Source organism: Phaeobacter sp. 11ANDIMAR09, assembly GCF_001294455.1.
Taxonomy (GTDB): Bacteria; Pseudomonadota; Alphaproteobacteria; order Rhodobacterales; family Rhodobacteraceae; genus Pseudophaeobacter.
Genome location: NZ_LIKT01000050.1, coordinates 1 through 11,177, shown reverse-complemented (window position 1 = coordinate 11,177; position 11,177 = coordinate 1). Strand labels below are relative to the sequence as shown.

General features: G+C 55.7%; 18 protein-coding genes and 1 tRNA gene. 10 read left to right on the top strand and 9 right to left on the bottom strand.

All coding sequences use genetic code 11. The annotated features are described in order from the left end of the window. Positions 1-165: 165 nt before the first annotated feature. On the bottom strand, positions 166-861 hold the full coding sequence (locus AN476_RS21475) for a lysophospholipid acyltransferase family protein (protein ID WP_054463815.1): 696 nt from the start codon (positions 859-861) through the stop codon (positions 166-168). A 142-nt stretch (positions 862-1,003) separates the two neighbouring features. On the opposite strand from AN476_RS21475, the gene AN476_RS21470 reads away from it, so the two are divergent. Then, positions 1,004-1,079 (top strand) — tRNA-Trp (locus tag AN476_RS21470). A 57-nt stretch (positions 1,080-1,136) separates the two neighbouring features. Here AN476_RS21470 and AN476_RS21465 read toward each other — a convergent pair. The 7 genes from AN476_RS21465 to AN476_RS21430 form a co-directional block, all read right to left on the bottom strand. Beyond that, a complete protein-coding gene (locus AN476_RS21465) occupies positions 1,137-2,183 on the bottom strand; it encodes a site-specific integrase (protein ID WP_054463814.1) in 1,047 nt (348 codons plus the stop codon). Continuing rightward, positions 2,173-2,382 (bottom strand): hypothetical protein, encoded by a 210-nt coding sequence (locus AN476_RS21460; RefSeq protein ID WP_054463813.1) that lies wholly within the window; start codon positions 2,380-2,382, stop codon positions 2,173-2,175. Before AN476_RS21460 ends, AN476_RS21465 begins: the two co-directional genes overlap by 11 nt. A gap of 547 nt (positions 2,383-2,929) precedes the next feature. Then, a complete protein-coding gene (locus AN476_RS21450) occupies positions 2,930-3,172 on the bottom strand; it encodes a hypothetical protein (protein WP_054463811.1) in 243 nt (80 codons plus the stop codon). A gap of 91 nt (positions 3,173-3,263) precedes the next feature. Next, positions 3,264-3,596, bottom strand: coding sequence for a hypothetical protein (locus AN476_RS21445; protein ID WP_054463810.1), 333 nt, complete (start codon positions 3,594-3,596; stop codon positions 3,264-3,266). Positions 3,597-3,756: 160 nt separating this feature from the next. Further along, complete coding sequence (locus AN476_RS21440; RefSeq protein WP_054463809.1) at positions 3,757-4,026, bottom strand: hypothetical protein; 270 nt, start codon at positions 4,024-4,026, stop codon at positions 3,757-3,759. A gap of 101 nt (positions 4,027-4,127) precedes the next feature. Continuing rightward, complete coding sequence (locus tag AN476_RS21435) at positions 4,128-5,378, bottom strand: AAA family ATPase (RefSeq protein WP_054463808.1); 1,251 nt, start codon at positions 5,376-5,378, stop codon at positions 4,128-4,130. Positions 5,379-5,535: 157 nt separating this feature from the next. Then, the gene (locus tag AN476_RS21430) at positions 5,536-6,174 is read right to left on the bottom strand and encodes an XRE family transcriptional regulator (protein WP_054463807.1); all 639 of its coding nucleotides are present in this window, start codon (positions 6,172-6,174) and stop codon (positions 5,536-5,538) included. 86 nt (positions 6,175-6,260) lie between these two features. Here AN476_RS21430 and AN476_RS21425 point away from each other — a divergent pair, with 86 nt between their 5' ends. The 3 genes from AN476_RS21425 to AN476_RS21415 are packed head-to-tail and all read left to right on the top strand — an operon-like array spanning position 6,261 to position 7,040. Beyond that, positions 6,261-6,479 carry a hypothetical protein gene (locus AN476_RS21425; RefSeq protein ID WP_054463806.1) on the top strand — a complete coding sequence of 73 codons (219 nt, stop codon included), beginning with the start codon at positions 6,261-6,263 and terminating at the stop codon, positions 6,477-6,479. Continuing rightward, on the top strand, positions 6,476-6,799 hold the full coding sequence (locus AN476_RS21420; RefSeq protein WP_054463805.1) for a hypothetical protein: 324 nt from the start codon (positions 6,476-6,478) through the stop codon (positions 6,797-6,799). Before AN476_RS21425 ends, AN476_RS21420 begins: the two co-directional genes overlap by 4 nt. 46 nt (positions 6,800-6,845) lie before the next feature. Beyond that, positions 6,846-7,040, top strand: a complete 195-nt coding sequence (locus AN476_RS21415) for a hypothetical protein (protein WP_054463804.1) — start codon at positions 6,846-6,848, stop codon at positions 7,038-7,040. A 3-nt stretch (positions 7,041-7,043) separates the two neighbouring features. Here AN476_RS21415 and AN476_RS21410 read toward each other — a convergent pair whose 3' ends face one another. Next, a complete protein-coding gene (locus AN476_RS21410) occupies positions 7,044-7,268 on the bottom strand; it encodes a hypothetical protein (protein ID WP_054463803.1) in 225 nt (74 codons plus the stop codon). 399 nt (positions 7,269-7,667) lie between these two features. On the opposite strand from AN476_RS21410, the gene AN476_RS21405 reads away from it, so the two are divergent. From AN476_RS21405 to AN476_RS21380, 6 genes are all read left to right on the top strand, one after another. Beyond that, on the top strand, positions 7,668-8,186 hold the full coding sequence (locus AN476_RS21405) for a YdaU family protein (RefSeq protein ID WP_253279964.1): 519 nt from the start codon (positions 7,668-7,670) through the stop codon (positions 8,184-8,186). A 191-nt stretch (positions 8,187-8,377) separates the two neighbouring features. Beyond that, positions 8,378-8,956 carry a hypothetical protein gene (locus AN476_RS21400; protein WP_054463802.1) on the top strand — a complete coding sequence of 193 codons (579 nt, stop codon included), beginning with the start codon at positions 8,378-8,380 and terminating at the stop codon, positions 8,954-8,956. Next, on the top strand, positions 8,953-9,732 hold the full coding sequence (locus AN476_RS21395) for a hypothetical protein (RefSeq protein ID WP_054463801.1): 780 nt from the start codon (positions 8,953-8,955) through the stop codon (positions 9,730-9,732). Before AN476_RS21400 ends, AN476_RS21395 begins: the two co-directional genes overlap by 4 nt. Before the next feature lie 103 nt (positions 9,733-9,835). Continuing rightward, on the top strand, positions 9,836-10,228 hold the full coding sequence (locus AN476_RS21390) for a hypothetical protein (RefSeq protein WP_054463800.1): 393 nt from the start codon (positions 9,836-9,838) through the stop codon (positions 10,226-10,228). Between the two features lie 75 nt (positions 10,229-10,303). Beyond that, positions 10,304-10,762 (top strand): hypothetical protein, encoded by a 459-nt coding sequence (locus tag AN476_RS21385; protein ID WP_054463799.1) that lies wholly within the window; start codon positions 10,304-10,306, stop codon positions 10,760-10,762. Then, the coding region (locus tag AN476_RS21380) for a terminase large subunit domain-containing protein (RefSeq protein ID WP_253279963.1) at positions 10,762-11,177 on the top strand (416 nt) is incomplete at its 3' end. The genes AN476_RS21385 and AN476_RS21380, both read left to right, overlap by 1 nt.

Below are 11,177 nucleotides of genomic sequence, written 5' to 3'. Positions count from 1 at the left end.
ACGCTTCACCCTTCCAGAAATATTCCGGGGTGAATTGAACCAAAGCGCAGCGAAGGGACAAGAGGGGCTGAGCCCCGACTCTTTTGGCATTCGGCCTGTGCGTGTGCGTAGTGCTGAGATCAGGGTTAAATGTGTGATCCCTGTGCTGCAGCAGTATTGAAACCTCTATTTTTTTGTCATCTCGCGGCCTACTGCCTGATCTGCCTGGGCCGTAATCTCATCCAAAGCGGATTGCAGGCTCAACCGCAGGCTTTCACTTTCCGCTTCATTAGGTTTTTTGGGGACTGCATCTTGCCATTCCTGACAGAGCAATACCCCACGCGAAAAGGGCAGGGGCAGCATCTGTTTGTCCCAAGTGGGCATCTTCAATACCCTGCGCTCGGCAAAGGCGACGGTAAAGACACGGCAGCCGGTCATACGGGCCCAAGCTATGGGAACTCCAGAGGAGATGCGTGCAGGGCCCCGCGGGCCGTCCGCTGCAATACCGATCGAGCAGCCTTCCTTGGTGCGGCGGCGCACTTCGCGAGACAGGGCCACATGGCGCTTGTGGCTGGACATCGGGATGGTTTCAAAGCCGAGACGTACCAGAATCTGACCAGCCAGGCGTCCGGCGCGGGCTGCGGATGTCAGGGCACAAATACGGCCCAGGGAGGTGTCAAAAATATAGGGCGCCATAATCAGTCGTTGATGCCAAAGGACAAAGATAACCGGCTCTCCGGCGGCAACCGCGGCATCCATGGCTTCGCAACCTGAGCGTTGCCAGCGTGACGTCCGATAGGCAAAAGCGACGTAACGTGCAAAGATGCCTTCGATCATCCGATTAAAACGCGGGCTGTCGGCTATTCTCTTACGCAGGCTCAAAAGAGACGCTCCTTTTTGGCCAGTCATAGAATATTGAACCGGCAAGAACCAGTCCGATGAGGGCTCGAGCAAAAAGCCGGAGGTTTCTACAGATTTCCCTCTTGCGAGTCAGCCTGAGGTGGCTTAGGAACACCGGCACTGCAGGGGTATAGCTCAGTTGGTAGAGCGACGGTCTCCAAAACCGTAGGTCTCGGGTTCGAACCCTGATGCCCCTGCCATTGAAATCATTAGAGATTTCTGATTTCCAGCCAGACTAGCTTAGACCATTTGGGAATCTATTTGGGAATTTTGGGCTGTGCTTGGTGTTCTTCCAGCTTGCGAATTGCCGATTCTGCCATCTTGGTATTCCGACTGAGGTAGTGTGCATCCAAGATTGCGCCAACGTCTGCGAGGCTATGACCAGTGATGGTCGCAATTTCGGGAACTTCGCATCCGGCAATCGCCAAACGGGTTACTGCGGTGCCGCGTAGATCGTGAAACGTCAGTCCTGTGATTTTCGCCTTTGCAAGTGTCTTTCTCCAGGATGCGCTGAAACCGTGCGACGTCCAGGATGTACCCTTGGAGGTGGTCAGTATGGTCACTGCGTGTTTGTCTTTTGACAGCTCATCGAGCACAGATTTAAGCGGAGAAGCTACGGGGATGATCACACGGCGCTTGGTTTTGTTTTGGATTAAGCGGATGTGACTTCCGTCATAGGCATTCCAGGTTAGGCGCAGTAGATCGCCTTGTCGCTGTCCGGTCCAAGTTGCCATCAGATATGCGAGTTTGATCCGTTCAGGGGCAACGGCAAACAGGGTGCTTTCATCTGCCTGTGTCCAGATGCAATCTGCGCGCCCGGAGCGATACAGCTTGCCGGGTTTTTCGCATGGATTGGCATCGGTCAAGCCTCTGTCGTAAGCCCATGCCAGGATGGAAGCGAGTGTCGCGAAAACGTAGTCTGCCTGCCGCCGAGACTTCACAGCCATTTTGTCGCGCCATTCGAGAAAGGCCGCACGGGCGCGTCTGTCAGACAGGGCCGTGATTGGAAAACTCCCGAATTCCGCTTCAATCTTACTGATGTGAGAGCGGTAATCTTTCTGGGTTCGTGGTGCGAGGCCCGCCCATTTGGGTGTGTTTTGGTATTGGTTTAGCAGGCTTTGGAGGGTATTCGATTTGGGTTCAATTTTTTGAGAAATGGCCTCATGGTATGCGGCTAGGAACTCTGGGTCTCCTGGCTTGCCTGGAAGCCTCGGTCCACCCTTCCATGCGTAGTAATAGGTTGCGACCTTTCCGCTAGCGAGACGGGTGGTTGTTCGATTGATGCCCTTCAGTTTAACGCGCATTGCGGCTTGCCTCCCACTGGTCGAATGGGGTGTCTGCAACAGGGACGGATTCCGGCAGGATGCGAACGGTGCCTGCATTTGTCACGATTTCAACGATTGCCTTTGGATCTGCCGCGCGCGCTCCCGAAACAAGGCGTTTGATTTGTGCAGAAGTGAAGTTCTGGGTTTTGCCCGTGTCTTTGTTTTTGCTCTCTGCCATCTAGGCCTCCTTTCGGTTTGGGCATGTTTGGTTGTGTGTCTGGGGGCTATTCGCCTAGCGAAACAGCGCAGAAGCTTTATCGAGGAGAAATCCAGCGGACTGGCATAGGGCGACCGCCAAGAGGCCTCCTACTACCGCCCCAAATCCAAGGCTGACGCCAAGATCGAAAAGGGCGCTGTCTGCGATAACGATGATTGGTCTTTCGCTGGGCATGTTGTTCTCCAATAATGGGGTGGGGTTTCTGGGCTTGTTTGGGTCAGGGCTTGCCATCGTTCCGACGCATGCGTTGGATGCAGCGGCGGCGAATGATGGCGCGCTCTTCGATAAGGTCGGTGAGTGCTTGCTGCTTGCGAGTGATCCTCATGTGGAGCTTTGATAACTCCCCCAGCTCGGCCTCATTGGCGTGGTGGGTCCATGGTGCCCCAAGGTCGAAGGGCTCTATCAGATTTGCTGGTTTGGGGAGGTCTTGTATGCCTGCGGCGAGTATACGCGCGAGTTCCTCAGCAGCCTGCGCCATCGTGAATTTATCCGTAATTACGAGGGGTTGCTAGGCTGCCGCTCTTAATCTCAAAATCTGTGTGGAGTTTTCAAACTGGTGAAAGGCCTTGGGGCTTGTCGCCAGTTCACTCCGGCTGGTGACACCGCAAATTTGGCGAATGTGTTCGGCGCTTTCGCTCTTGCCAAAGCTTCCCTCTGGAAACCCGTGACGCATGGCGGCGTAGTTCTGAAAAGCAACGTCGTTGCAGAGAATTCCGGCCTGCATTGGGGCCTTTTCCATGGTGATTTGCATCTTGTGTTTGCTTCCTAGTGGCGGGTGTTTGTCGGGGCGCGGCCTCTTGTTGTGAGTGGTGGGCCTGTCTTGCCGCGCCCCTGTGCAGCGCTCACGCTGCGGGTGTGGCTGTGGTGGCCGGGGCGAGGCCCTGGCCGTTGTAGGGGCAGTCTGGGCGGCCATCTGTGGCGCGGCGGCGCTTGTTGCGCCCGGTGGCTTTGGCGACCCGCACCCAGGCGGTCACCGCATCGAATGTGTTCTCGCCTGATGCCTGGATGCCCAGCAGTTCGGCGCGGTGTGTCATGTTTTCGGGCTCCCACCAGTCGGAGGGATCATCGCTTGGCGGGGTCAATGTGCCGCCGAGGTTGTGAAAGGCCAGAATTTTGCAGAGGCCCTGGGCGGCGGCGATTTCTGCCGCGGCTGCGGCCAGTGTTTGTGCTGACATGATGTGACCTCGAAGGGCTGGACGCGCGGGCGGTACGTTTGGGAGGAGGACTGAACCGCCCGCGCTGATCCGCGAAACCGGGATGAAAACGCGGATGTCTGGGAAAGAGGGACCGGCGCCGTCCTCCGGGCGCTGGCCTGGGTGCTTTGCGGCGTGACGTTTACGCAGCGCGGCGGTGCGGCAGCCTGTAGCCCTGTTTGGCGGCATAGCTGCGCACGGTTTCGCCCACGCGGGTAAGGGTCTGATCGAGCGGTTCCGGCGCGGGAGTGGGACGCCCGATGAGGTGCTGCGGGCGCAGGCGCTGGGGGTCAAAGCCCTGACCGCGCGCGGCCTTCATCGTGGCCCAGGCGGCGGCAAAGAGGGTGGTGTCGTGCAGGTAATCGTGGGGAGCGCTGACAATCTGGCGCGCGGTTTGGGTAATGTCACTCATTCAATCCTCCATCGGTTGATGGGAGAATTGATAACGGGGTAATTTTACCCCGTCAATGGGTTGGGGTAAAAAAACCCCATCACTCATACTCAAGGCGCTAGTCAGATGTCCAATACAACTTTCCGAACCTTCTCGTCCTCTATCGTAAGCATTGTGCGAATTGCCATTCGAACTTTTGGGCTTGTGAGACGATAGGCATCGTCCGTTGGTAGTCTCTTTATGAGTGGGTTGTCCCCCTTTGACAGTTTAGATAATTCGCCGGATACGTTCAGCGATACATCTTTTGTTGTCACGGGAAAAAGCTCTCTGATTTTTGCTTCGATGTCCTTGTAGGTGAAGCTTTCCTTTTCTGTTGCGCCACACGCATAAATACACTGGTTTCTTCTGGAAGCTCTAGTTTCTCTGGAATTCATTCTACCAGAAACCATAGCGCAGGAAGCTCGAATCGAATTTTTTGCCCACTTCTGGACCGCGCGATTTAGTACGTTTTGGTCGATCGTGTTGCCCTTCTTTAGGGCCTCTTTCGCAATCTTGAGCCCGAGCTCCTGGAGCTCCAATGCTATTCGATCTGTTATGCTCAGCATTCGATCGTAAAACACCTGAGCATTTCCGAGAACTTCCAACTTGAGTTGGTCCTCTAATCCCCTTCGCATCAAGAGCTGTGCCTCTGTTGGCAGCATTCTCTCAACTTCTGGAATTTCCTTGAGGCGGGTCGAAATAGTTTGAATATTCCCATTGTGGGAAAGGATTTCATCGATCCCACTAGGTGTGCCGACAATTAGGATCTTCACATCGTAGCTGGCATAGATTGGATCATCCAGCAGGACTACGCAGTTGGCAATCTCCTTGCAAATGGCTGCGTCCGTAGCGATTTGTTCGAAGTTGTCAAAGACAACAATCGCTTTTCTCTTCCCAGCTGATTTTCGAAGGTACGCAAGTAGTCTTTCAAAAGGCTCTTTCTTGCCTTTGACGTATTTCCATGTCTCTTCGTAGTCGACACCTACACCGCCCGGTTTGAAGCTTCCGGATCCACTACGTTCGTACTCTTGCTTCTCAAAATTCTCTTGGCGAGCAAGTTTATCTTCAAATGCGGACCCTAGCGAACCCAAGGATGAGGCGAGAGCAAGGTTTACAACGTCATAGGACACTTTCTCTTTCTCGAAGACACTCTTGTAGAGCCAAGACTTTCCATTTCCGCTTTCGCCAAACACTACAAGATGTTGGCTCTCGGATAGCCCCTCGACCAGCTCTTCTTCTAGGTCTGGTCTAGGAATATAAAGACTGGGATTGACCTTTGGCGAGCGGGGAGTGAACACATCATCAGGCTTCGGCTTTGAGGAGAAAATGGCCATGCTTAAATATCCTTTGGGGCGATAAGGCTTGCTTATCAGACCCTAGTTTAAGGTGCACCAGTTTCTTTTGTAGAAGGAGCGATGAACGACTAGATGGTTTGGAGTGTCGGCATTCAGTCTAATGTTCTGGACAGGTCTTCAGCACCACTATTTGAAGCTATGCTTTTTTGGCCAGTTCAGCAGGCCAATGCAGGCGCACTCGCGCCGCCCATTTGAGACGCACGTTCCAAATATTGTTAGCCCCGGGGTTCAATGAGATCAGGTGAAATAGCCCAGGCTCGTCTCCGGGTTTGATCTGTTTGACCCAGCCCATGCCGTCCTCATCTTCGCAAACGCAACGATGACCAATGTCTTCGGATGGCACAGCATCATGCCCATTTCGGGTGTAAAATAGAAGATCTCCGTCAGAATAGATCGGCTCCATGCTGTCGCCTTCCACCTCTACCGCGACGATTCCATGTGGCGATAGACCGGGTGGGCATTCGACCTGGGGGCCGTCGCCTTTCTCGTAAGCATCAAACACCGGCACCTGAGCACCGGCGCCGACTTTGCCAGCGATAGCGATGGTAGGAACTTCAGATGATGGCGACATTCGACCTTCAAGAAAGTCTTCCAGGCTGATCCCAAATGAGGCAGCGATCCGGACCGCATCATCGACATTGGTCGACTTGCTTTTTCCCTGGGCCAGGTTCTTGAGCTGCTCATAAGAAACGCCAGCGTCCAGCGCGACTTGGCGCATTGATTTGCCGGTGTTTTTTATGGCCGCGAGAAAGGCGTCTCTGAAGGTCTGTTGCATAAGGGGGAATTTACCCCATTGTGACACTTTGTGCATGGCGTAAAAAAACCCTTGATGATTGGGGTAAATAAACCCCATAAGGGGCCATGGAACAGTTTCTCGAAGAAATGCGCGCCTACGCCAAGGCGATAGGCAGAAGCCCTCAGCACATCCTGCGCCAAGCGCTTGGGGCCAGCTGGTCTCAGTGGAAGGCCTGGGAAGAGGGGCAGGCGAGCCCGACCCTCAACACCGTGGACAAGATCCGGCAATACATGGCGGAGAACCCTGCGCCCTGCGCGGCCCCGCCAGCGGAGGACGCCGCATGAGCCGCCCGCGTCTGACCCTGGTTGTGAACAATCAAATCCCATGCGCTCAGGATGCGCCGCGCGCGGGGCAAAAGTCTTGGTCAAATAGGTTTGAGCCCTATGCGCTCAAGGTGAGCGCGCCTGACCTTTGGTCGGCCTATTTCCGGCAGCGCTTTGCCAGCCCCCGCGAGGTGGCGCTGTTTTGCGACGTGAGCTTTCAGACCGCGCTGAACTGGTGGGGCGCGGTGACGTCCCCCGCCAGCCATATCGCGCTGCTGATGCTGCTGACCGACCCGGGCGCGGCCGCGTTCTTTCAGTCAGAAGTGGGGAGGGCGGCATGAGCATTCAAACCCCTTTTTTCCCTCATCCCAAAACAGAGGAGAACCGATGCTGGATCCAACAACGCAGTCTTGGCACGAGAGAGCGGTCCATTGGTTTCGGTACCGGTTTGACATTGGGTATCGCATTCAACTGGAGCTGGCTATTCGGGAACGCGCCATGGGGCAGGGCATCAGGGGCACGAACGGCGAGAAAGACCTGTTTGGCGCCATCCTTCGTCAGCTTAACGAGGTTGAGAAATAACCTTCAGGCCTCGAAAATGGATGCCACCAGGGCAAACTGTTCTTTCGATGTTTCTGATCTCTCCGGATGCAGTTCAGCTTCGTTTCGCAGGCTTAATGCGACACGTTCCTTGATGCCTGGACATATTTCTTCGAGTTCGCTGGACAAGAGGTTCATCGCCACCGCCTGTGCGGCGGCGAAAGTGATTGTCTTTTCAAGCTTGGCTTCAAGCGCTTCAATTTCAGTCATTAAAATCCCTTTCAAAAATCAATGTCGTATGACGAAAGGTGCAGTCAATCGAAGGGCGGTGCAAGCCCCGGTTGTCTTGGTGAACACTGCAGGCTGCGGAATGCCATCCGCTGTCTACGCTGACCGGGGGCAGGTGTGCCTGCAAGTGGCCCCCATCCTCTCCCTGTCAAACTGGGGGCGTGTTGGTGCTGTGTGTATTGGGCGCCCCACTTTTTGGGAGGGCGAACAATTGGCCTCGGCCAAAGGAAAGGGGGGATTGTCGTGTCAGAGTTGATCGCAAGTGAGGGGGAAGTGCCAGATGTGTGGCCTTTGCGCCGAGGTGAAACTCTTTCTTCTCATGATTGGTTTCCCTTCTACACCCACAGGTTTCTTGGCTCGCGGTTCCTGAGCCGCTGCGTGATGACAGGCAGGCGCGAGGATCTTGGCACCGCCATGATTCTGTGGACTGAGGCTATGCGCCAGGATCCGGCTGGGACGTTGCCAACAGATGATCTCGACCTTGCAGACCTTGCCCGTTTCCGCACGATTGAAGACTGGCAGGAAGCCAAGGTGAATGTGCTGCACGGTTGGGTGCCGGTCATGGTTGAGGATGCGCGCACAGGTGAGTTTGAGACCCGTCTTGGCCATCCCGGCATGATCGAGGAAATTGTGCAGGACATGCACAAACGCAAGCGAGGGCGCGATGCGGCCCGCGTGGCTGGTCGGTCGGCTCTCAAGAAGCACAAAATCCGAACGAAGATGCGGGATATGGGCGTTCAGGAACACATCATCAAGGATGATCGCGCCATCACTGCCCTGGCTGAGCACTTCGAACACTCGGAGCTATACATCACCCCTGACAACGTGCGCGCAGCCATGGCTGAGGTGCTTGGTTACACGGGCGATGTGACGCCGATCAGTTCCGCTCGAGATCGGTGAAATTCAACTGCAATACAACTGAAATGAAGTGAAATGATTTCACCTAGATTTCAGTACGATTTCGGCCTGCAGGTGAAATTGCCCTACAGGACAGAACAAAAAAAACAGAAAAATACAAAACACCTTACTGGCGAAAATCCCGAGGTGTGGCGTGTGTGGATAGCCTGGAATTGCTGAGAAGGATTAGGGTTATGGGGTCAACGGACCTGAAAGAGGCAAAGCAGCGCGTGAGGCTGCATCTGGTGGAACCGCTGATGCGCCTGGGGCTGCGTCGGCCTTCGGGTATGACGGTGGCGCAATTCGATGAAATGGTTGATGAGCTGTGTGGGCGGTTGTCCTACATGACGCCCTTGAACCTTGAGGCATTGGCGGAGCAGGCGGCGCTGCGCCCTGGTGGCAAGGATGGTTCCCGGTTTCCTTTTGCGTCCAAGATCCTTGCTTGGGCTGCGGAGATCCAGAGGCCAGTGGATAGCGCCTCGCCTTTGATGATTGCGGTTTTCTCTGGGGAAATCGGTCGAGAGGCTATGGCGGAGGATTGGGCTCCTGAGCTGTTGTCCCATCTCCGCAAGCACCGGCTTTGGCCAAAGAAAGCGGATATTGCCGCGATCAAAAAGCGGGCAGAGGAAGCGCGTCACCAAATTGCCAAATCAGAAGAACAGGCGCGGCGCGGTTTTGCGCTCTCCAGTGCAGATCAAAAGCTGAAAGACATGCGCGGTGCGGCGGCAATGAAATGTCAAAGAATAATGCAGCAGATTGAGGTGAATAAATGATCGAACAGGTGGTGATTGTGACCTCGGCAGGGGTGGCCCGGTTGCAAGATGAGGCGGTGCGGATTGCTGAAATCAAGGCACGGGGCTGTGTTCCGGTTGAATGTGGCCCTGAAATCCCTATGGCCCCTGGCCGTGGCCCTATGGTGCGCTTCACCCCGCGCGAAATGCGCCAGACTGACGGCGGTGGCTATGTCTCCATCAGGACTGGAGATAGGGGCCGGGATGCTGCGCGGGTAGCTGACGCTTTTGATGCGATGGAACGGGCAGCAGTCAAAGCGCACCAAGCGGCAGAGGGAAGGCGAGAAAAGGCAGGTCAGGATCCAAGGAACTATGAGCCGCTTTTCACGCCGGGCCAGATCAGTGCTGCGCGGGATTATGCGGCGCTTGTCGAGCGGGTCACAGCATCGGGCGTCAAGTGTTCCTCGCTTGAGGCTGTCCATTCCGGTGCCGTTGGTGGTGGCGATCGAGAGGCGGCGATTTTTCGGGACTTCCAGAGGTTGCGGGCTTTGCATCGTCGCATTGGCGATGGGCTGGCAAAAGAAGTCAGGCGGATCAGGCCGTCGGTGAATGGTGGTTTGAAGCGCAGGGCTATCTATGTGCGAAAACTGGTGGACATGGTTTGCCTCGGCGACATGTCAATTCTTCAGGTTCTTCACGCGCATGGATGGTCAAAAGATGGTGGCGCATCAAAGGCTTTGCGGTTGTCGCTCTGTTCGGCTCTTGATCGAATGCAGGGATATGATCTGGCTGAAATGAAAAAGGGTGTTGACACTTAACCCACCCGCAGAGCATGAATAGTGCATCATCGAGAAATGCGCCCACGGGAAACCGGCGGGCGCTTTTGCGTTGGACCATCTGACAATGACGAGAGGGCGCGGGATGCCAAAGAAACCCTGCGCGCATCCAGGCTGTTTCCGACTGGTTGAGGTCGGGACGGGCTATTGCGATGCGCATGCCCGATCGGAAAAGCAAGAGCGCGACAAGCCGTCTGAGGCCAAGCGGCGAACTGATCGACCCAGCCGTAAATGGTACAACAGCAAGGGCTGGCGCGGCAAAGCTGGCAGGCGCTTGCAGCAACTGGATGCAGAGCCGCTGTGTCGGCTCTGTCCGGATAATTCAAAACAACTGGCCACGGTCGCGGACCATGTGGTGCCGCACCGGGATGACTATGGGTTGTTCTGGTTTGGCGCGCTGCAGTCGCTCTACAAGAGCTGCCACGACATAAAGAAACAGCGGGCCGAAAGGCGCGAGGCACAGGGAGGGGGGCTTTGAAAGTCTGCAACCTCCAAAGCTGAAACCGGCGTGGGTAATCGGATTTATTCGCGCGCAATTTTATAGGGGGGGGGTATGCACCACACTGGCACCGATATTCAGAAACTGGTCGACCTTCTCGGAGGCTGGCCGCCTCATTTTGATGAGGTCGAGCGGTCGCATGGCGAAAGCATCCTTCGCTACCTGAAGAGAGAAAAGAAAATTGATGAGCCGGTTTTTGGCCAAGTCGTGCGCTACGCGGTGCATCGAGCCGCCTTTGATCGGCTGTCTGTCTTGATCGTCGAGGAAGGGTTCGAGGCGACAGAAGGGAATTACCTCTCTGGTCTTAGCCAGCAGAGATCCTCTCATATCAACCAATTGAAGGCGTTGGAGAAGGAGCTTCTTGGAACGCCCTACATTCGAGCGAAGGTAGGCGAGACTACTCAGACGAGCTTTATGGATCAATTCGATGATCCGGCACCAGATGGCCAAGGGCAAGGCGGCAAGGTGGTAACGCCGTTTCGGCCCATGACCCGCAAGGGGACGCGGGCCTGATGTTGGATTGTGGGGTTTCAACGCCGGTCACCCAACGGGGCCTGCAATGGGCAGATGATGTTCTTGCGGGCAAAGTGACGAGCTGCAAGCGGATCCAGCAGGCCTGCAAGAGATTCAAGGCCGATCTGAAGAGGGCGGGAACGGATGAGTTTCCCTATGTGTTTGACGCCGAAGCAGCCGAACACATGTGCGCCTTCCTGGAGGCGCTGCCGCATATCGAGGGGGCTTGGGCCGCGCGCGGCGAAACCCTGACGCTGCTGCCCTGGCAGGCCTTTATGATCAGTCAGATCGGTGGCTGGCGCCATATGGTGACCGGGCTGCGGCGGTTCCGGACGGCCTATGTTGAGGTGCCGCGCAAGAATGGCAAATCTACGCTGCTGGCGGGTGTCGGGCTTTACTTTCTGGTGCCTGATGG